The organism is Frankia sp. CgMI4 (assembly GCF_001756285.1).
In the GTDB taxonomy this organism is placed as follows: domain Bacteria; phylum Actinomycetota; class Actinomycetes; order Frankiales; family Frankiaceae; genus Frankia; species Frankia casuarinae.
The window spans coordinates 1-18,805 of the sequence record NZ_MAQZ01000053.1; the positions used below are offsets into that span (position 1 = coordinate 1).

The following is an 18,805-nucleotide window of genomic DNA, read 5'->3' on the forward strand; positions in this document are numbered from 1 at the left end:
CCCTTGCGGAGGTGGACGAGCACCAGGAGTGCCTGCTCGGGTGGGGGCAGCTTGCGCCAGGTCCGACGCTGGGCGCGGTCCTCGGCCAGCAGCCCCGCGAGGAAGGTCAGGGTCGACTCGGGCAGGTCGACGACACCAGGGTAGGTTAGCAACGGAAGTCCTCGGTCAAGGGCACAGTGGGGTAGACACCCTGTGATCTACCGGGGACTTCTCTATTTACGGCACCCCTCCGGCCACCGCCCGAACGTACGTAGTCGGAAGTCCCGTTGAGTTGATCGACGTTGGCGGTGGCTGCGGGGACTGGGTGTGGCCTGATGRTYTCCGTGGGTGACGGTTCGCTGGTCGGGATGGTTTGCTGTGGTGCGTGGCGGTTGTCGAGTCGGGTGTTTGCGGCGTTGCTGGTGGTGAGGCGCTGGCGGATGTGTTGGTGGAGAACGGCCGTCTGCGAGTCGAGCTCGCGGAGCTGGGGACGGAGCATGCCCGGCTGCTCGCGCGGGAGACCGCGGCCGCGGCCGAGCTTGAGGCGTTGCGGGCGGAACTGGCGACGTTGCGTCGGATGCTGTTCGGCCGGTCGTCGGAGCGCGCGTCGGGCGGGCCGCCGGCCTGCGCCGGCGCAGGGGACAGCGGTGATGGTCGGGACGGGGCGGCTGGTGAGGGGGCTGGTGGGTCGACGGGCCGGCCGCGGGGGCCGGGGGCGCGTTCGGGCCGGCGCAGCTACGACCACCTGGCGCGTGACGAGGTCGACGGCGACTTCGAGGGCGGGGGTTACACGTGCCCGTCGTGCGGGGCGTCGTTCACGCCGTGGGGTGAGCACGTCGTCGAGCAGCTCGACTGGGTGGTGTCGGTGCGGCTGCGGGTCACGCGGCGTCGCCGCTACCGGCGAGGCTGCCGGTGCGGGGGGCCGGTGACGGTGACCGCGCCGGGCCCGTCGAAGGCGATCGGGAAGGGYCTGTTCACGCACCGGTTCCTCGCCCTGCTGGTCGTGGAGCGCTATGTCGCGGGCCGTTCCCAGAACTCACTGGTCACCGGCCTGTCCCGGCAGGGGGCGGAGATCTCGCCGGCGACGCTGACCGGGGCGTGCGCCCAGGTCGGCGACCTACTCGCCCCGCTCGCGGAGAAGATCGTCGGGCGGTCGCGGGGGKCGTGGCACCTGCACGCCGACGAGACGACCTGGCGGGTGTTCACCCCGACCGGCGGGGACGGCTCGGCGCGCTGGTGGCTGTGGGTGTTCCTGGGGCCGGACTCGGTGTGTTTCGTGATGGACCCGACCCGCTCGGCCGCGGTGCTCGCCGACCATGTCGGGATCGATGCCGAGACCGGGCAGCTGACGGGCGACGACGGCGCCGGCGGCCCGCGCCGGCTGGTGATCTCCTCGGACYTCTACGCCGTCTACGCGTCCGCGGGGGCGAAGGCGGACGGGATCGTCAACCTGTTCTGCTGGGTCCACGTCCGGCGGTACTTCCTGCGCGCGGGCGACGCGAACCCCGCGCAGCTGGGGATCTGGGCCCGGCAGTGGCGCGAGCGGATCGCCGCGCTCTACGCGGCGCACGCCGAACTCGCCGCCGCCTGGMAGGCGGCGATCACGGCCCCGAGCCCGCCGGCCGAGCGGCGTCTCGCGACCGCCTACACCGGTTGGGACCGCGCGATCGACGCGATCGACACCGCCCGCCGCGAGCACATGGCGTCCCCCGGCCTGCCCGAACCCGCGCGCAGGGCGCTGGCCACGATGGACCGGGAGTGGACCGGGCTGGTCGCCCACCGCAACCATCCCATGATCGGTCTGGACAACAACCCGGCCGAGAGGATCATCCGCAAACCGGTGATCACACGGCGGAACACCGGCGGCTCCCGCACCGACGACGCCGCCCGCCGCGCCGCCACGATCTTCACCGTCACCGCGACCGCCGACCTGCACGGCCTCAACCCACTGACCTACCTGGCCGACTACCTCGACGCCTGCGGTCGCGCCGGCGCCAGAGCACCCACCGGGACGGACCTCGACCGGTTCCTGCCCTGGGCTGCCAACCCCGACGACCTCGCCCGCTGGAGGAAGCCTCCCGGCTGACCCAGCCACGCCAGCCCGACTCCAGCGGTGTCACACCCGGTGACACCGCCCGTCAGCATTCCCCCACGCGACTTCCGACTACTTACATCGAATCGACGGTTTCGAATAGGTCGCCACTGCCGTCGCCGCGCAGYGGCATAGGCTTTCTACGTCACCACGTAGGACGCGTGAGCCATCACGCCCGGGCACTTACCAGACGTAGTTGATCGTAACCGACAGCTACCTCCGCGCAGCCCTGCGTCCGCACCAGAGACAGCCGACGTCGACCGGGCAACGCCCCACCATCATCCCAGACACAACCCCGAACGCGACAAACAGGCCACCGCAGCCCCACAGAATTCTCATCCGATCAGGTGGCGGCCACGCCGCCAGGAATGCTCAAAAAGACGCACCCTCTACGTGCTCAAAAAGACGCACCCTCTACGTGCTCAAAAAGACGCACCCTCTACGTGCTCAAAAAGACGCACCCTCTACGTGCTCAAAAAGACGCACCCTCTACGTGCTGCATATCCGGCGGAGTCTCCGGCTGCCGTCGGTCCAGGATTCTCGCGAGGTTCTCGTCACCCGGAACCATGTATACCAGATCGTGGCGGACGGATACGACTTCGACCGGTGCCGATTCGATGATCTATATCGGGCCGGGCGGACTGCCGCGGCTCGGCGCGATGCCGAGGCGGCGAGCCGGCTGTTGGGCCAGGCGCTGCGCGAGTGGCGCGGCCCTGCCCTCGCGGATGTCAAACGTGGCAGCCTCAGCGCACCGCACGTCATGGCGCTGGAGGAGGCCAGGCTGCACGCGACCGAGCTCAGGATCGAGGCCGACCTGGCGCTCGGGCGGCACCACGAGCTCGTGCCCGAACTGGAAGACCTGATCAGCCTGCATCCGATGCACGAACCTGCACGCCCAGCTCATGGTGGCCCACTCCCGGTCCGGCCATCCGAAGCGAGCCGCCTCGGTCTTCCGTCGCCTCCGCTCCACGCTCATCGACACGATGGGCATCGAGCCGACGTTCCGGACGTCCAACCTCATGCGTGCCATCCTCGCCGGCAGCGACCTGCTGCTGGGCGACCGGTGGGAGTCGTCGCCGCAGGCGTTTCGGCAGGGAACGGGCCGCCAGCTGACCCGCGCCCGCTGATCCTGGGCGCTCCGTCGCGGCCTGCGGCCTGGGCCGTCGAGTGCCAGGCCTGTCCTCCACGGGCAGGCCGGCACCCGGCGGCCGCAGCGACTCCCGCCGGACCGAACCCCGTCACGCCTGGTGGGTCATGCCGGTCGGGTGCGGCGCGCTGCTACCCGGGCGCGGTGTTTGCTACCAGGCTACGATGCCGTTCTGGTCGAAGAACGTGCCCGAGGGGGCGTCGTCGGGCAGGGTCGCGGCCCGGACGACGACCTGCGCGGCTTGGTCGGCGGTGAGTTGAGCCTGCTCTCTGTTGATCGGGGTCAGGTCGGTCTGCACGAAGCCCGGGCAGACTGAGCTGATCTTGATGGGGGTGTCGGCGAGCTTCTTGGCGAGCGAGATCGTGATGCTGTTCAGCGCCGCCTTCGAGCTCTGGTACGCCGGCACGATCAGGCCGTAGTAGGGCGATGYGGGGTTCGCCTGGTCGCTGAGCGAGCCCATCGTGGTGGAGACGTTGACGATGCGGCCGGCCGGGCTCCTGCGCAGCAGCGGAAGGAGCGCCTCGGTGACGGCAACCGGGCCGAAGACGTTGGTCGCGTACGTCTTCCCGAACAGATCGAGGGAGGCGAACTCGTGCTGCTCGCCGTCCGTGGCCTCGGGCAGGATCCCCGCGTTGTTGACCAGAATGTCCAGGCCGGCCGGCAGCTCCGCGACCCGCCTGGTGGCTGCCGCGATGCTGTCGGGGGAGGTGACGTCGAGCGCGATGGCGTCGGCGTCGAATCCCTGCGCCGTCAGATCGGCCGCGGCCTTGTCCGCCGCGGCCTGCTCCCGCGCGGTCACGAGGATCCGGTGCCCGAGCCGCGCCAACGCCTGCGCGGTTGCGAAGCCCAATCCACGGTTGCTCCCGGTGACAAGTGCTGCAGACATGCGTTGTCCCGTCCAGGGGTTCGGCCCGCCGCCGGGGCGGCGGCGAGAGCGTTGACGAGGCTCTCGGCAAGGAGACGCCCGGACAGGCCGGAACGTGAGGTGTCGATTGCGATCCGATGCCCTGTGACCTCTCCGCGCCGCGTCAGAGTGCCCCCTCGAGCCGCAGCAGGGATTGCTTGGCCTGCTCGCCGCCCAGGTAGCGGCCGATCCGGCCGTCGCTGTATATGACGCGATGACATGGAAGGATCACGGGCAGTGGATTCGTCGCGCAGGCCGTCCCCACTGCCCGGACCGCGCGAGGGCTGCCCGCCAGCGCGGCGACCGCCGCGTAGCTGGCCGTGCTGCCATAGGGGATGTCGCGCAGGTGCTCCAGCACCGAGAGCCGGAATCCCGTCGCGAGCCGCAGATCGAGGCTCAGTGTGAAGCGTGACCGGGCCCCGGYGAAGTACGCGTCGAGCTGAACGGCGACGGGATCGAGCCGCCCGTTCGCCCGCAGAACGCGGGGGCTGATCCRCTCGGACAGCGACGCGAGCACGGCGTCGTGGTCCTCCACCTCATAGGCGACCCGGACCAGCCCCTGCGGGGTCGCTGCGAGCAGGAGCCGCCCGACGGGCGAGTCCACGCTGCGGTAGGCCACGTCCAGCAGACCCTCCCGCTCGGCCTCGGCCGCGAGCCGTTGGCGCAGGCGACTGAGCCGGGCATCGAGGTCCGGCATGGCGGCGAACGGATCGGGCGCCCGAAGATCGTCGCTGGTCATCGCGACTCGTCCTCCTTCGCCAGTGCAAGCATGCTCCGCAGCGATGCGATGGCGTCAGCGCCCGCGCGCCGCGCGGCGGCGGGATTGCCACCGACGAGCCGGGCGACCTCGGCGTACGGGAGTCCGGCGAGATAGTGGAGCGCGACGGCCTCCCGTTGCCTGGGCGTGAGCCGTTTCAGCGCGTCCCACAGATCCAGCTGCGTGTCACGCTCCTCCCACCGGGCCGGCTCCGGGAGGCGCTCCGTCGGCGCGGGCCGCCGTGACTGGGCCCGCAGCTGGTCGATCGCCTTGTTGCGCGCGATCGTCACCAACCACGCCTCGACGTTGCTGCCCGCAGGCAGCTCCGGATACGCCMGCAGCGCCGCGAGAAACGTCTCCGACCAGGCATCCTCGGCCAGATCCGGCCCGGCGACCGCCCAGCAGACCCGCAGCACCATCGGCCCGCACCGCTGGACCACGGCGTCGAACGGTTCGCGCTCCATGCCAGAAGAACGATCCACACGGCCCAAGTGTGAGCCCGGGCTCGGGCCTGGTCGGATCCGGTCGGCGCAGCGGCCGGGGCCCGTCCCGGGCGGACGAGGACGCGAGGACCTGCCCGGGGCTCACAAACRGCCCGGCCCGGACGTCGTAGGGGTGAACGCACGAACCGTCGCATTCCGGAGGCCGGCGATCAGCGAGATGCCTGTGCACTGAGCCCCGCTTCACGYCGCCGTGACCTACCGCCACGTGGACACGGCTGTCGGCCGGCTCTTCCTCGTGCGGACCCAGCGGGGTGTGGTGCGCGTGGCCTTCCGCGACCAGGACGCCGACTTCGTGCTGGACAGCGTGACCAGGCAGGTCGGGCCGGCCGCCGAGGCCAGGTGCGGCCAGCTCGACGACGTGTACCGCCAGATCGTGGAGTACCTGGACGGCGACCGCCGGGAGTTCGCGGTGCCGCTGGACACGTCGCTGGTTGGCCCGGCCCAGCGGGAGGTCCTGCGTGCCCTGTGCGCCGTGCCCTTCGGCGCCGCGGTGACGGTCGGTGAGCTGGCTGTCGCRGCGGGTCGACCGGCGGAGGCGGCGGCGGTGGGGCTGGAGGTAGCGGCCAATCCACTGCCGATCCTCATCCCCTGCCACCGGGTGCTGCGCGTGGGGCCGGATGCCGCCGTCTATCCGGGTGGCTGCCATGTGCGCCATCAGCTGCGGGCCCTGGAGGCCCGAGGGTGAGCGCGGCCCGGGCCGGCTCTCGAGCGTCGCTGTAGCCGAGCCGCACAGTCTGGTCTGGCGCTACCGCTACCGCTACCGCTACCGCTACCGCTACCGCTACCGCTACCGCTACCGCTACCGCTGCCACGGCAGGCGCCCGACCGGGCGGCGGAGGCGGCGAGTGCACATCGCCCGGACCGGTCCGCCCCGCACTCGGCCGTGACCGCGACCGGACCTCCGTCTGCGAGAGGAAGCGGCACGATGGACGACCTACGACACGGTGACGGGCGGGCGGCGTCCTGGGCCGGAACTCTCATCGATACGGCGACGAGCGGTGCGGCGTGGCTGCGGGCGATGCTGGACGTGGAGGCGGCCGTCGTGCGTGCKGAGGGCCGGCTGGGTCTGGTGCCTGCCGCCTGCGTCGCCGCGATCGACAAGGCCGTCGCGGAATGCTCCGCGGACGTCGAGCGGCTCGCCACCGGCGGGCAGTGGTCCGCGAGTCCGGTGGGTGGGCTGGTGGCGACCCTGACCGAGACCACGCGGCGCATCCACCCCRCCGCCGCCGAGCATGTGCACCGCCATCTCACCGATGCGGATGTCGTTGCAGCCGCGTCGCTGGTCGTAGCGACCCATGTCCTCGCCCTCGCCGACGCCGATCTGCAGCGGGTGGCCGCGGGACTCGCCGAACTGGTCGACCGACGGCGGCCGGGCGGGTCGGCCGTGGACGGGGCCGGTGCACCGGGCCGGGCGGCGCGCAGTCTTCCGACGGTCGCCGCCGGTTGGCTCAACGACGTCCTCGACGCCCGTGACCGCCTGGCCCGCCTCGTCGCCGACGGCCTGCCCGCCCCGTTCGAGGGGATCCTGACCCTCCAGGTACCGGCGCCGCTCGCGGCGGCGCGGGAAGAGGTACCGGGCCCGATCGACGGGGCCCTGGCCGCGGTGTTCGCTGCCGAAGCGGGCCTGTCCGAGCCGTCACTGCCATGGCGTGGGCCTCGTACCATTCTGCTCGATCTGATGGCTTTCGCCGTCTTCGTCACGTCCACGGCGGCCACGGTGTCCGCCGGGATGCGGCGCTGGGCTCCCGCACGCCCCGAACCGGCTGGCGTGAGGGACGCAGCCGCGGCACGCCACTCGGCTGCGGYGGTCGACGTCATGGTGATCTCCTCGGCCATCCGGACGCCCGTGCTGGTCGTCTCCCTCGTCCACGACCTGGCAGCCGAGCTGTGGAACGACAACGACCGGCACGTCGAGTGGGAGACGCTGCGCGGGGCACTGCGTGCCCTCGGCGGTTCCGCGCACGCTGTCGCGGAGCTGGTCGAGCATGAGGTGACGGACGGCCTGTTCGCCGACCCGGACCGGTACCGACGCGCGGCCGACGCCGAGACCGAGGTCGACGCCGACGCCGACCCCCAGGCAGAGGCCGGCGGCCCTGGTGTCGGCCGGATATTCGTCGATCGGGTACTCGAGCGCTATCTCTTCAGCGCGCGGTGAGCGCGATGCCCAGTCGTCCGAAACTTCAGCGCTGTCGCGGAGAATTGCAGGGTGACGAGCCACTCACGCCGAAGACCACGGGAGAGGTGGATGTATGTCCGTTGCGCTGTCGACCGGCAAGGCTCCAAGAGCCTGTTTTGGATCTTTTTGCATATGCGGAGCGTGACGGAAAGTTGGTGTGGATGTTGCTGGTGGGGTTTGGACGGGGGTGATGGCGGCAGGGGCTGGTCATGGTACGTACACACCGGTATCCATCGGATCTGACCGACGCCGAGTGGGCGCTTGTCGAAGCTGTGTTGCCGCCGGTATCGAAGGACGGCCGGCCCGAGGCGCACTCTCGCCGGGACATCGTGGACGCCATCCTGTACGTGACACACAACGGGATCGTGTGGCGCGCGCTGCCGGCGGGCTTCCCGCCGTGGCAGACGGTCTACGGCTTCTTTGACCGGTGGAAGAAAAAAGGCGTGACCGCCGGGATCCATGACGCGCTGCGGGGCAGGGTCCGGCTCGCGCGGAGCCGACCGCGGGGGTGGTGGACTCCCAGTCGGTCAAGGGCGCCCAGACGGTCGGCGCCGACTCCCGCGGCTACGATGCCGGCAAGAAGGTCAACGGCCGCAAGCGGTTCGTGATCGTCGACACGCTGGGTCTCCTGCTGACCGTCCTCGTCGTCCCTGCCAACGTCCAGGACCGCGACGGCGGCCGGCGCCTCCTGATAGACCACTACTTCACCCATCATCGCTGCCGTCATCTGTTCRCCGACGGCGGTTTCGCTGGCCAGCTTGTTGCATGGGCGCGGACCATCATGAGGACCACCGTCGAGATCGTTCGGAAGAAACCCGGTCAGAAAACCTTCGAGGCCCTGCCGAAACGATGGGTGGTCGAACGTACCCTTGCCTGGCTCACCGCCCACCGGCGGCTTGCCCGCGACTACGAACGCCACCCCGCCACCTCCGCATCGTTCATCCACTGGGCGATGATCCGCACCATGGTCCGCCGTCTCGTTCGCGGGAATCCCGTCCCACGCCGGCAACCCCGCGATACTACAGAGCGTTAACATCACTCAAGATCCAGGACAGGCTCTCAGTAGCCATGGCCACGCCGTGGCGGGAGTCAGGTCCACCGGGTCGTGGAGGGCACGGCCGGTGGATCTGTGAACCACGAATACCCGGCGTCTGTCACCCGGTCGTGTTCTCGCTGCCTGCGGATGCCCGAATCGCGATCGTGATCTCGTTACCGGCCGCGGGGGCGACGGTGCAGTGCAGCCCGAGATCGGTGACACGGCCGTCGCGGGCGTTCCATTCGCGGGCGCCGTCGTCTTGGTGTGACCTGGCATTTTGTTGAACTTTTTTCTTGGTGCAAAATTCGCACAATCCGAACCGTCGCCTGATTCGCCCGGCGGGCGCTGTGGTCCAGAGCTCGTTTGCCGGTGTTGAGTTAACCCCTTAACCGCCTCGGGGTGCCGCTGGCCTCGGTCCGAGTCGCCGGGGCGGGCGTGATGCCAGTGAGTCGCGGTTTGCCCGTGCGGCTGGTCAACGGGCAGTCATGATCAGCGGCGATGCGCGTTGGAACGGTGCGCCCTGGACCTTGAGCTTCCTGCGGCTACCCTTGACCTGTGGGGTCCATCGCCGGAGTAGAGATCGACAGGGCACGCCTGGCCGCGATCTGCGCTCGTTACGGGATCGCGGAACTCCAGGTGTTCGGCTCGCAGGCGCGCGGCACCGCGACCGCTGACAGCGACATCGACATCCTGTACACCCTTGCGCCGGGCCGGCGTCTGGGCTGGGACATCGAGCAGCTCGCCGATGACCTCACCGGCCTGTTCGGACGGCCCGTCGATTTGGTCTCCGCCCGCGGGCTCCACCCGCTKCTCCGCTCGTCCGTCCTGGCTGAGGCACGGCCCGTCTATGCGGCGTGACGTCCTCCTTCTCAGCGAGATGATCGAAGCGGCCGACCAGGCACAGAAACTCAMCGACGGAATCACCGTCAGCGCCCTGGAAGCGGACCGGCAGCGCCGCGACGCACTCCTGTGGAACTTCACCGTGCTCGGCGAAGCCGCCAGTCAGCTCTCCGAAGAGATCACCAAGAGCTATCCCGACATCGCCTGGAAGCAGCCCGTCCGGCTACGCAACCGGATCGTCCACGGCTACTGGTCCGTCGACCTCGAGATACTGCACACCGCGGCCAGAGAGCAACTACCCCAGTTCTCTGTCGACCTGCGTCGAGTCCTCGCAGCTGTACGCGAAGGCACCTGAACCCACCGAGGGCTGGAGCGTGAGTGGCCTGGTCGCCTGATGTCGGGCGCGGGCACAGGCAGTCGGTGAGGGCCACCGACGGGGTCAGCCGACCGGGGCGACCGACTCGATGTTGGCCRCGGTGAAGTCCCGTTGTGCGTCCCGCAGGTGACACCACGCCTCGAGCCATCGGCCGTACAGCTGGTGCGGCTGGATCTCCCGGGCAGTCCGGTTTCCTGCCTTGTTCCGATAGCTGATCAACACGTCGCGCTGGGCCTCGATCGCGTCGGCAAGCAGGATGATCTCGGTATCGGTCAGGCCAGGGTTCAGCTGCGCCAGCCGCGCGGACGTCTCCGAGATATCCGACCCGCCGCTGTCCGTGCCATCCGGGTCCGCGAGCAGCCGTGCGGCCAGCTTCTCCGCGTCCATCCGGGGCCGGACCCGGGACGCGGCCCGCGTCGGCGACCGGGGCGCAGCCGCGCGGTGCTCCTGCTGCTTCTCGACGATCACTGTGCCCGTCGCGTCCTCGGCGACCGGGGACAGCCCGGCCGCACGCAGCCGTGCCAGCACCTCGTGCGGCTCGTGCGAGCTGGACAGCACCGTCGGCGCCACCCGCGCCAAGGACAGCTTCGCCAATGACCGGGTATGCAGAATCTCGCTGATCAAGGCCTCTTCGGCCACGACGCACGAGCGCATTCCCCGCACCCGGATCTTCCCGTGGAGGCGAGCCACATCCTTGACCAGATATTCCAACTCCCGTATCGCGGCGGCCGCCTTGTCCCGCAGCTCGCCTGGCCCGTGCGGGAAGAACCAGTCGACGTGCTCGCCGGCCACCCGCAACGACAGCCCACCGCGCGCCGCGCACAGCATGGCGCGTCGTAGCCCACCGGCGGCCGAGGCCAGGGGCAGCGGCGGGGCCAGTTCCTTGTCTCCGCGGATCTCCCGGCTGGTCGGAGCATGTTCCAACATCAACCATGCGGTCACCAGCGCGGACCACTGATGGGCCGGCGGAACTATGACCATCTCACCCGTGACGAGGTCGACTGCGATTTCCCCGGCGGCGGGCCGGCCCGCTTCTGGCTGTGGGTCTTCCTCGGTGAGGACTCGGTATGCTTCGTGATGGACGCGACCCGTTCGAGTGCGGTCCTCGCCGACCATGTCGGCCTCGACCCGGACATCGGCCAGCTCAGCGACACCCCCGGGCGGCGCGGCGCGCCGGCTCGTGCTGTCGTCGGACTTCTACACCGTGTACGCCTCCGCCGGCCGGCGGGCTGACGGCCTGGTCAACCTGTACTGCTGGGCGCACGCCCGGCGGCACTTCGTACGAGCCGGGGACGCGAACCCCGCCCAGCTCGGGATCTGGGCCCGCCAGCGGGTCGACCGGATCCGCGATCTCTACACCGCGCACGACGCGCTCGCCGCGGCCTGGCACACCGCCGCCACGGCCCCGTCCCCGCGCGCCGAGCGCGCCCTGGCCGCCGCCTACGCCGGCTGGGACACCGCGATCGGCATGATCGACACCGTCCGACAGGAACAGATGACCTCCCCGGGCCTGCAGGAACCCGCGAAGAAGGCCCTGGCCACGATGGACCGGGAATGGGACGGCCTGACCGCCCACCGCGGCTATCCCATGATCGGTCTGGACAACAACCCGGCCGAGAGAGCGATCAGGGGGCCAGTCGTGACCCGGCGCAACGCCGGCGGCTCCCGCACCGAGGACGCCGCCCGCGACGCCGCCACGATCTTCACGGTCACCGCGACCACGACGCTGCACGGACTGAACCTGCTGACCTACCTGGAAAGCTACCTCGACGCCTGCGGCCAGACCGACGACACAGCGCTCACCGGCACCGACCTCGAACGGTTCCTGCCCTGGGCCGCCAGCCCCGACGACCTTGAGGCGTGGAAACAGCCACCCAGCTGACCAGCGAACTCCTCGCAACACCCAGCGGCGTGACCGACCGTCACGCCGCCCGCGACCATGCACCCACGGGAATTCCGACTACGTACGTCTGAATCGACGGAGGTCGAACGTGACAACGGGTTTCACGGCTTCTAGATCGTAAGGGTTGGGTGAGACTTCCGCGCCCAGCTCGCGCAGGCATCCGATCGGATCGGTGACTCGGTCGAGTTCAAGGCTCGCCTCGAACAGGGATCGTTCGGGTTCGAGACTTACCAGATGGTAGAGAGTGTCTTTGCCGGTCGTGGGTGCTACATCGATGACGGTTCCGTTGAAGACAACAACATCGATGAGGTCAAGCGTCTTCGTGGCCTCGAAGACTTCGTGCACTATCCGCAACGTCATCCAGGCAACGAGCTGYGCATATAGCTTCTTGGCTTCAGGCTCTTTCCACTTTACCGGCCTGACCTCGGGTGCGGTCTTGAATAGCTTGTATTCCCTGATTTCGGGGATCACGGATCGTTGTGGGAATTCGATCTCGATGACGATGTCGTGTTCCTGGGGCCGGTAGGCGATTTTGCGTGCTACGGGGAAGCCGTCGGGATAGGACGTGGCCGCGAGCGCTTGGCCGACGAACCACTCGACCGCTTCCGGGTCACCGTCCAGACACGCCGCCCACTGTGCCGCGATGCGGGCGTTGTGCGCCGCGGCACGGTCGAGGGCCGCAGCCACCTGCTGGTCGTGTCTGGTTCGAGCCGCAGTGAGTTGTCGTAGCCGGTCGGTCTCGACCCGCTGGAACTCGGCCGTGTCGGCTTCCCACGTGCTTCGGGCCGCGTCGAACTCCCGCTGGTATCGACCCGACCCGCCCACCAGCCGGCTGGCCCGACCAGGAGCCGGGGGCTTGTATTGCTCCCAATCCGGCGCCCTACCAGCGATCRCCAGCGATCCCGGCTGAAAGATCGACTGCTTCGGTACTACCTCCAGCGCGGCCACGGTGAAGGCAGGGAGGCCCAAGACGTTGAGTAGCAGGTTCCTGCCCAGCTCTGCGATGTGAGCGGCTGCTGCGGCGGGGCTGGTCGTGCCAGCGGCCCGCCCGGCGGGCGGTTGAACGCGACGACGGTGCGGTGGGGGTGTGGCGGCGGGAGACGTGGCCGCGGGAGACGTGGCCGCGGGCAAAAAAATCGCTGCGGCCACAGGGTCCTGGATCGTCTTCGAGGACGAGGCCGGGGCTTTCGGACGGGCCGTAGAAGCAGTCGGCGATCACCGCGCGGAACGGGATCCCGGCTGTGCGGGCGTCGGTGACCAGGCCGGCGGCGATCTGCCCCTTGGTCTGGAACGACGGGTCGTTGCGCCCCTCGGGTAGGCAGGGGGCCGGCAGGTAGAGCCGGGTGTGCAGCGGGTGGTAGGCCCGCTCGTCGGCCCATGCCGTGGTCACCGCGACGACGCCACGCTCGATGGCCCCGCGGGAACCGAGGTACTGGCGGGAGACTCCCGCGGTGGCGTGCCCGCTCTTGCGGTCCCCGGAGTCGTCGATGACCAGGGCCCCGCCCGGCTGCGGGGCTGTGCCTGGCGCTCTGGCGAGCAGCTCAACCCGCCTACTGTTGATCTTCTGGTGGTCCCAGGAGGACTCCGAGACGAACCACTGCAGCCGCTGGGCCTGCCGGTGCTGGGCGCCGACCACCGGCTCCGCCCCGGCCAGGCAGGTCAGTGTCTTGTTCCGGTCCCGCGGCGCCAGCCAGACCAACCAGACAGTCCCGGAACCCCTGCCGCTGCGCCCGCGACGCGAACAGGTCATCGAACCGGGACGCGTACGCCTCCACGGCGCCGGTGCCGGCGGGCACGGCAGCCGCGCTGTCATCACTGCTCACCCCCATGACCGCAGGCGATCACTTCTCCTTATTCCCTGTTCCCGCTCCCATTACCGATCACAACAAACCACCGCCAGTTACTTTCGCTCCCGGCGCAGGCCTGCCGGTGACCGGATTCGGAACCCCCGCCCGGGCGCTCTGTGCACCTCCTGTCGCCGCGACGGCTTGTCAAGAACCTCACGTAGCAGCTTGGTGGGCTGCTACGGTGTGGGCGTGGCGGCGTCAGGCGCCGACGTGGATGTGGGACGCCCACTGTGACGGGGATCGCGGCGCGTAGTTGCGCTGGGCACGGGTGGCGTTGTGAACGGCCGCGGCCACGTCGCTACCGTCGGCTAGGAACCTGTAGATATTTTCCGCGAGGTCGACGGCGATCTGGTCGTTGATGGGCCACAGCGTGGCGATGACATGCCGATAGCCGGCGAGCTGGAAGGCGGAGGCGAGGTGCATCGCCTCGTCGGAAAGCTCGCCGCCCGGGCGGGCGGTTTCGCACGCGGACAGGTACGCAAGTTCGGCGTCGGTGAGCCTGAGGCGGTTGACGTCCAGAACGGTGAGGGGCTGGTCGTGTAGTAGCAGACGGCTGGTCGATGGGGCGGAGATGGCTGCCTCGCCATGGCAGGCGAAGTGCACCCAGCGTGCCTGCGGCAGGGCGGCCAGCACCGCAGCGCGGGTCGCTTTGTCCTGGACCAGCGTGCTCACCCGTTCGTGCAGAATCCGCGTGAGGATGGCGGCTTCGAGGTGTGCGCCGGGCAGGTCGCCGGCGTCGGGGGTGTGGGGCATCACCACGACCAGCGCGCGCCTGCCCTCGTCGTTCGCTGACGGAAGGCCGACAAGCGTCGCCGCGTCGGGCGCGGTGCGCCGARCATGGCCCAAGGCGCRGATCGTTGGAGTGTACGAACAGATCACTCTATCGATCAGCGTGTCCGGCGCCGGATCGAATCGAGCCTGGTGATGGCCTGCCGCGTGCACGGGAAGGAACGACAACAGCCCCGACAGGCACCACCACATCCGCGGCCACGAGGTGCCCGTTGCCGGTGGTCCGTGGATGTCCAGGCGTTCCAACACCGGTCCGGCGAGGACGTCCCACAGCCAGCCGAAGACGTTCGAGAGCCCCTTCTCGTCGCCGCGTTCGACAGCCGTCAGGAAAGCGAGGACCTGGTCACCAACGGCTTCTTCAGTGAGGTCCGGCAGGGGTAGGAGCTGCACGCCGGCCGTGGTCAGGATCAGGGCATCGCAACGGATCTCGCTGACGTTGACGGCCACGATCGGCCCCTGGCTCGCGGCGTGCCGAAGATCGTCGATGGTTGGTGGCAGAAGAAAACGCTCGAAGTCCGGCAGGCTGCGGATCTCGGAGACGAGGCTTGCGAACCGCGCCGCGCGGGCATGCCGCCGGTCGGCACCGCGTCGTGCCGTGCCCGTCGCGTCGTTTCCGACGAATGGCGGGGATGCCTGCTCCGCCAGCGGTATGTCGGATCCGTCGAAGGCGGGAGGAGCGTCGAACTCATCCTGAAGCCGCCTGAACAGCGCGGCCTTCTCCGGGTCTCTTGCGGCAAGGAGGGCGAGGTCCGTACGGGCGTCGAGAATCTGGCCGAGGATGACTCCGCGTCCTTGCTCCCAGAGTTCCAGGGCGCGTTCGACCTTGCCGACCTGTAAACACGCTGCGGCGGCCTGCGATCCCAGCCGGGACAGGGTGACGAGACGATACTCCTGGTCTTCGCGGTCAAGGCTGCGCGGCGCGACCTGTCCCAGCAGGTCCACAGCGGTGCTGTAGCCGGCGACAGCCTGCTGCCAGTCGCCCGCGGTGGCCGCCAGGCTCGCCCATGCTCCCGCCRCCTTCGCTCGGATGCTGGGTGCTGCCGTTGCCAGCGCGGCGGCACGTCGAAACACGGCGATACTGACATCCCGATCCGCCGGCCTCCCAGTGTGTTCGAAACGGCCCCACAAGGTAAGACCGAGGCCGGACAGGGAAGTGGCAGCATCCGGGTCATCGCCGCGAGCATCGACCGCCATCCGGTACGCCGCCACGGAACCGTCCAGGTCGGGCATGTCTTCTGTCCGGTCAAAGCGGAGATGGAGGGTCTCGCCGAGATTCGACGCCGCGGCCGCGACAAAGGCTCTGTTCTCTTTGGCCTCGGCGGCGGCGAGCGCCGCGCGGGCAGTTTCCACCGCTTCGTCCAGATCTGCGGAGGTACCAGCCAGCCGGGCGCGTCGTGACAGCGCCCTGCAGAGGTTCACCATGACGGGGACCCAAGCCGTGTGCTCCGTCGAGGTGGCAGCCGCCGCCTGCCGGCCGACGGTGACTGCCTCGTCCAGGTCGGCCGCGCGCCCGATTCGATCCGCGCGCAGACCCACCACGGCCCCAAGATTGGTCAGTATCACGGCCCGTTCCGCGTGGCTGGCCGGCGTCGCCACTACCGCCTGCCGGCAGACCTCCACAGCCTCATCCAGGTCAACCAGCAGCCCGACCCGATCAAAACGTGCCCGGAGAATGTTGCCCAGATTGGAGAGACGCCGGGCACGGTCCGGGCTGCCGGGAGGAGTCACAGCCACTGCCCGCCGGGCCGTCTCCACCGCCGTGGTGAGGTCGGAGTCCGTCCCGGTGTGCAGCGCCCGGACCAGCAGCGCAGCACTCAAGTTTCCCAAGACGACCGGAAAGTGCGGATGGCTGGGAGGCGTTACTGTGGCCGCGCGGCCAAAGATATCGATGGCGGCCGTTAGATCCGTCGAGACCCCGGCCTGCACGAAACGCGTCTGCAGCGCGACGGCCAGATTGGTGAGCATCGTCGCGTACTGAGGATGGTGGGCCGGCGTCACATCGACGGCGCGTCGACCCTGTTCCACTGCCTCGTCGAGATCGGCTCGCGCGCCCGTCCACTCGAACCGGGAACGCAGAATGTTACTTAGGTTTGACAGATAACGRCCGCTATTAGGATCTTGTGGCGGGATGACYGCGACCGCCTGCCGGATTGCCTGCAGGGATTCCTCCAGGTCCGCCGGCGACTTCCGGTGCACACATCGCGCCCATAGCGAACCACTGAGACCCGACAGCACCAGGAAGCGGGAAGGGTGGTTCTCCGGTGCCCGGGTGGCGGCCAGCCGGCCGAGGTCGACCGCCTCGTCGATGTCGGAGTCCGAACCCGTCCAGGCGAACCGCGTCTGTAACGCCGTCGCGAGATTGGAAAGGAGCCCRACGTGAAGCGGATGACTCACGGGCGTAACAGCAGACGCGCGTCGGAACAGGGCGATCGCCTCGCTGAGACCGTCGACGTCACCGGTTTTCGTCGACTGGCCGTACAGGTGTTCGGCGCGAAGTGCCAACCTTTCCCGGCTGCTCGGGTTCATGTCAGCCTCGTCAAGGGCGTCACGGATCTCGCTGGGTAGAAGGGTCGGATTCGACCGGTGGACCGATGCCAGYAGTTCCCGTGCCCGCGCCAGGTCCGRCCGGCCATCGTCACCTCCCAGCACAAGATAACGACACCAGTACAGAAGACCGGCCGCGAGCAGAACATCCGTGTCGATGGACGGATCCGGGACGGCGTTCAAGAGACCCATCACCTCCAACACCGCATCGTTGGCCAACACGATCTCGGGGGAGCTTTCGGCGGCGAACAGCTCMAGTCGCTCCTGGACCCTGGCAAGAAGATCGTCCCGCATCGACTCGTTCCCCTCTCCTCTGTGACGAGGCTTCCTCAACGTCCGGCCTTCYGGGCCGGACCCATACCTGCCGAATTTGCTGGTTTCGAATGTGGCAGAGTCTCCCCTTTGTCCGCAGTGTCTGTCCAGAACCTCGACGTTTGAGAACCTCGACGTTTGAGGAAAAGGACGCGTGACGGTGTTGGCAATGTTGTTGTAGCGAGATCAGAGGRAGATCACGGGGTGGGCTGTGTGAAGTTAGGGGTGTTGTTGTCGGAACCGCGCCAGAGGTAGGCGGTGAGGGCTTGCCCCGCGGGTTTTTCTTCTGCGGGGGTGTGGGGGAGCGGCCAACGAAGGTGGGTGTAGAGCTGGGTGCGGTGAGTGTCGAAGGCGACTTCGATCAGTTCRCCGAACGCCTGCGCACGGGCGGGGATGACGACGGTGACGGTGATGGTGGCGACGGCGAGACCYGCAGGGATGGCAAGCAGGGTGTAGAGGCCACCGGTGGCGGCGAAGAGCAGCGCCCACAGGGTAATGGTGGCGGCAGTGTCGAGGGCGGTGCGGGCGGCGGCGAGGTCGGTCCGGTGGGTGTCAGGGAGCAGAGGCCAGAGACGGGGCCAGCAGATGATGGTGTCCAAGCCGTATTTGTCAGTGGGGCGTCGTTCGGCGGCGCGCAGGATGTTGCCCGTGCGGGTGGCTAGGAAGAAGCCGGGGGCGCCTGGGGATGGATGCTGTCGGCGACGCCGTTCGAGGCGGGTGTAGACGACGAGCTGCCGGTTTGTGGGGGTGTTCGGGGGTTGCACGGCAGTGTGTGCTGTCTGCCAGGCGAGGTCGTCTGCGGCGGCGCGTGCCGCAGCGCGGGCGGCGAGGCGGTGGCGGAGGGGGTCGGCGATGGCCGGCCAGTAGCCCTCAAGCAGTCGGAGCAGCGGAGTGGCAGCGCTGCTGACCAGGACCGCGGTGGCTGCGATGCCGAGTAGGGCGGTGAGGATGGCGAGGGTTTGGATTGCGGGGGTCTGCCGGTCGAGCCAGCTGGTGTGGTTGCTGAGGGTGTGAAGGCCGCCGTGGTGGTAGGTCCAAACGGCGAGGAGGGYGAGCCAGTACACCAGGGCGGGGGCGGCGATCGATGCCCATCGGTCGGCGACTTTCTCGCCGACTGTTTTCCAGAACTCCTCGAGCATGCCTGTCAGCCTCGTACGAGGGTGACCTGGTGGGTGGGGCAGGTGGGGATGGCGCTGCCTAGGTCGGGCCGGTACCAGGTGTAGTCGCCGCGCGGGCAGTTGTACCGGTCGGCGGCGACTGGACCTGGGTCGCCGAGGGGGCTGGGGCGGGGGGTGCGCTGGTAGCGGGGCTGCTGGTCGGGCGGCCTGTAGTGCGGGGCGTCGGCGAGAACATCGCGCAGGAACCGGCCGGTGTGAGGGTGGCCTTCGAGGAGGGCGCGCAGCTGACCAGCCTGGGTTCCTGCGTCGGCCGGGTTGGCAGTGGTGAGCAGGGCGGCGATCCCTTGGTCGAAGGCTGCGGCGTCCTGGGGGGCGAACCAGTCGGCGAGGTAGGGGCGGATGGCACGGCCGGCTTCGATGATGCCGTGGTTGTCGCTGGTCAAGGCGGAGACTCCCTGCAGAAGGGGGTGGGTCGGTCCTGG

The 18,805-nt window shown here is 69.1% G+C and carries 16 protein-coding genes and 4 pseudogenes; 9 read left to right on the forward strand and 11 right to left on the reverse strand.

Annotated elements, in window-relative coordinates:
* Positions 1–152: pseudogene (locus Manayef4_RS25765) on the reverse strand (IS5/IS1182 family transposase); the annotation flags it as partial.
* 212 nt (positions 153–364) lie between these two features.
* On the opposite strand from Manayef4_RS25765, the gene Manayef4_RS07285 reads away from it, so the two are divergent.
* Complete coding sequence (locus Manayef4_RS07285; protein ID WP_254665504.1) at positions 365–2,065, forward strand: IS66 family transposase; 1,701 nt, start codon at positions 365–367, stop codon at positions 2,063–2,065.
* Between the two features lie 628 nt (positions 2,066–2,693).
* Here Manayef4_RS07285 and Manayef4_RS25770 read toward each other — a convergent pair.
* The 4 genes from Manayef4_RS25770 to Manayef4_RS07310 form a co-directional block, all read right to left on the reverse strand.
* Positions 2,694–3,092 (reverse strand): hypothetical protein, encoded by a 399-nt coding sequence (locus tag Manayef4_RS25770; protein WP_023840197.1) that lies wholly within the window; start codon positions 3,090–3,092, stop codon positions 2,694–2,696.
* 277 nt (positions 3,093–3,369) lie between these two features.
* Complete coding sequence (locus Manayef4_RS07300; protein WP_070131079.1) at positions 3,370–4,104, reverse strand: SDR family oxidoreductase; 735 nt, start codon at positions 4,102–4,104, stop codon at positions 3,370–3,372.
* Positions 4,105–4,246: 142 nt separating this feature from the next.
* Positions 4,247–4,861, reverse strand: a complete 615-nt coding sequence (locus tag Manayef4_RS07305) for a methylated-DNA--[protein]-cysteine S-methyltransferase (RefSeq protein WP_070131080.1) — start codon at positions 4,859–4,861, stop codon at positions 4,247–4,249.
* Complete coding sequence (locus Manayef4_RS07310) at positions 4,858–5,343, reverse strand: sigma-70 family RNA polymerase sigma factor (RefSeq protein ID WP_070131081.1); 486 nt, start codon at positions 5,341–5,343, stop codon at positions 4,858–4,860. Before Manayef4_RS07310 ends, Manayef4_RS07305 begins: the two co-directional genes overlap by 4 nt.
* 229 nt (positions 5,344–5,572) lie before the next feature.
* Between Manayef4_RS07310 and Manayef4_RS07315 the strand changes: the two genes are divergently transcribed.
* From Manayef4_RS07315 to Manayef4_RS07335, 5 genes and pseudogenes are all read left to right on the forward strand, one after another.
* Entirely contained in the window at positions 5,573–6,067 is a 495-nt protein-coding gene (locus tag Manayef4_RS07315) for a methylated-DNA--[protein]-cysteine S-methyltransferase (RefSeq protein WP_023840195.1), read from the forward strand.
* Between the two features lie 240 nt (positions 6,068–6,307).
* The gene (locus Manayef4_RS07320) at positions 6,308–7,537 is read left to right on the forward strand and encodes a hypothetical protein (protein ID WP_070131082.1); all 1,230 of its coding nucleotides are present in this window, start codon (positions 6,308–6,310) and stop codon (positions 7,535–7,537) included.
* Between the two features lie 230 nt (positions 7,538–7,767).
* Positions 7,768–8,591: pseudogene (locus Manayef4_RS07325) on the forward strand (IS5 family transposase).
* Between the two features lie 558 nt (positions 8,592–9,149).
* Positions 9,150–9,452 (forward strand): nucleotidyltransferase, encoded by a 303-nt coding sequence (locus Manayef4_RS07330; RefSeq protein ID WP_011434627.1) that lies wholly within the window; start codon positions 9,150–9,152, stop codon positions 9,450–9,452.
* Complete coding sequence (locus tag Manayef4_RS07335) at positions 9,442–9,789, forward strand: HepT-like ribonuclease domain-containing protein (RefSeq protein ID WP_070131083.1); 348 nt, start codon at positions 9,442–9,444, stop codon at positions 9,787–9,789. The genes Manayef4_RS07330 and Manayef4_RS07335 overlap by 11 nt, the downstream gene beginning before the upstream one ends.
* An 84-nt stretch (positions 9,790–9,873) precedes the next feature.
* Here Manayef4_RS07335 and Manayef4_RS07340 read toward each other — a convergent pair whose 3' ends face one another.
* Complete coding sequence (locus tag Manayef4_RS07340; RefSeq protein WP_175443339.1) at positions 9,874–10,752, reverse strand: WYL domain-containing protein; 879 nt, start codon at positions 10,750–10,752, stop codon at positions 9,874–9,876.
* 15 nt (positions 10,753–10,767) lie between these two features.
* Here Manayef4_RS07340 and Manayef4_RS25775 point away from each other — a divergent pair, with 15 nt between their 5' ends.
* The gene (locus Manayef4_RS25775) at positions 10,768–11,043 is read left to right on the forward strand and encodes a hypothetical protein (protein WP_254665505.1); all 276 of its coding nucleotides are present in this window, start codon (positions 10,768–10,770) and stop codon (positions 11,041–11,043) included.
* Positions 10,991–11,692, forward strand: coding sequence for an IS66 family transposase (locus tag Manayef4_RS07345; RefSeq protein WP_235608660.1), 702 nt, complete (start codon positions 10,991–10,993; stop codon positions 11,690–11,692). The genes Manayef4_RS25775 and Manayef4_RS07345 overlap by 53 nt, the downstream gene beginning before the upstream one ends.
* Before the next feature lie 78 nt (positions 11,693–11,770).
* Here the strand turns inward: Manayef4_RS07345 and Manayef4_RS07350 are convergent, their stop codons facing one another.
* A complete protein-coding gene (locus tag Manayef4_RS07350; RefSeq protein WP_023840189.1) occupies positions 11,771–12,538 on the reverse strand; it encodes a hypothetical protein in 768 nt (255 codons plus the stop codon).
* Positions 12,539–12,738: 200 nt separating this feature from the next.
* Between Manayef4_RS07350 and Manayef4_RS25330 the strand changes: the two are divergent.
* Positions 12,739–12,867, forward strand: a pseudogene (locus tag Manayef4_RS25330) (winged helix-turn-helix domain-containing protein); the annotation flags it as partial.
* Positions 12,868–12,950: 83 nt separating this feature from the next.
* Here the strand turns inward: Manayef4_RS25330 and Manayef4_RS25780 are convergent.
* The 4 genes and pseudogenes from Manayef4_RS25780 to Manayef4_RS07370 all read right to left on the reverse strand — a co-directional run.
* Positions 12,951–13,526: pseudogene (locus Manayef4_RS25780) on the reverse strand (transposase); the annotation flags it as partial.
* Positions 13,527–13,758: 232 nt separating this feature from the next.
* Positions 13,759–17,187 (reverse strand): CHAT domain-containing protein, encoded by a 3,429-nt coding sequence (locus Manayef4_RS07360; RefSeq protein WP_254665506.1) that lies wholly within the window; start codon positions 17,185–17,187, stop codon positions 13,759–13,761.
* Between the two features lie 215 nt (positions 17,188–17,402).
* Positions 17,403–18,344: a hypothetical protein gene (locus Manayef4_RS07365; protein ID WP_070131086.1), complete on the reverse strand. Its 942-nt coding sequence runs from the start codon at positions 18,342–18,344 to the stop codon at positions 17,403–17,405.
* Between the two features lie 5 nt (positions 18,345–18,349).
* Positions 18,350–18,766, reverse strand: coding sequence for a hypothetical protein (locus Manayef4_RS07370; protein WP_011434632.1), 417 nt, complete (start codon positions 18,764–18,766; stop codon positions 18,350–18,352).
* Between the last annotated feature and the right edge of the window lie 39 nt (positions 18,767–18,805).

Excerpts from the sequence above, each read along its gene's own strand:
- Manayef4_RS25770 (WP_023840197.1), bottom strand. The coding sequence starts at position 3,092 with ATGAGGTTGGACGTCCGGAACGTCGGCTCGATGCCCATCGTGTCGATG.
- Manayef4_RS25775 (WP_254665505.1), top strand. The coding sequence starts at position 10,768 with ATGGGCCGGCGGAACTATGACCATCTCACCCGTGACGAGGTCGACTGC.